Here is a 549-nt window from a genome sequence, read left to right on the forward strand (position 1 = left end):
CGTTCAGTTTTCAAAGAACTAAAAGCGGGTGAAGAGAATCGAACTCTCGACCAGAGCTTGGAAGGCTCTTGTTTTACCACTAAACTACACCCGCGTGGTCGGGAAGACAGGATTTGAACCTGCGACCCCCTGGTCCCAAACCAGGTGCTCTACCAAGCTGAGCCACTTCCCGTAATGGCGCGCCCGAGAGGACTCGAACCCCTAACCTTTTGATCCGTAGTCAAACGCTCTATCCAATTGAGCTACGGGCGCTTATTCATAATGTTCCGTCGTTGTTGTTTTTCAGCGACTCAATTATCTTATCACGTTGCATCTTTAAATGCAAGCACTTTTTTATTTTTCTTTGGTGCGGCCGAGAGGACTTGAACCTCCACGGGGTTTCCCCCACTAGGCCCTCAACCTAGCGCGTCTGCCATTCCGCCACGACCGCGTATGCGGGTGAAGGGAGTCGAACCCCCACGCCAAAGGCGCCAGATCCTAAGTCTGGTGCGTCTGCCAATTCCGCCACACCCGCGGAAATAAAAAAGAATGAGCCATGAAGGACTCGAA

General features: G+C 51.9%; 5 tRNA genes. All 5 read right to left on the minus strand.

Features of this window, described 5'->3' with window-relative positions:
* Positions 1 to 23: 23 nt before the first annotated feature.
* The 5 genes from COO03_RS23895 to COO03_RS23915 all read right to left on the minus strand — a co-directional run bounded on the left by COO03_RS23895 (position 24) and on the right by COO03_RS23915 (position 514).
* Positions 24 to 94: transfer RNA gene (locus COO03_RS23895), tRNA-Gly, on the minus strand.
* A 1-nt stretch (position 95) separates the two neighbouring features.
* Positions 96 to 172 (minus strand) — tRNA-Pro (locus tag COO03_RS23900).
* A 3-nt stretch (positions 173 to 175) separates the two neighbouring features.
* Positions 176 to 252: transfer RNA gene (locus tag COO03_RS23905), tRNA-Arg, on the minus strand.
* A gap of 92 nt (positions 253 to 344) precedes the next feature.
* A tRNA-Leu gene (locus COO03_RS23910) sits at positions 345 to 430 on the minus strand.
* Between the two features lie 3 nt (positions 431 to 433).
* Positions 434 to 514, minus strand: a tRNA-Leu gene (locus COO03_RS23915).
* Positions 515 to 549: the final 35 nt, after the last annotated feature.

The organism is Bacillus sp. AFS098217, from assembly GCF_002551815.1.
In the GTDB taxonomy this organism is placed as follows: domain Bacteria; phylum Bacillota; class Bacilli; order Bacillales; family Bacillaceae_G; genus Bacillus_A.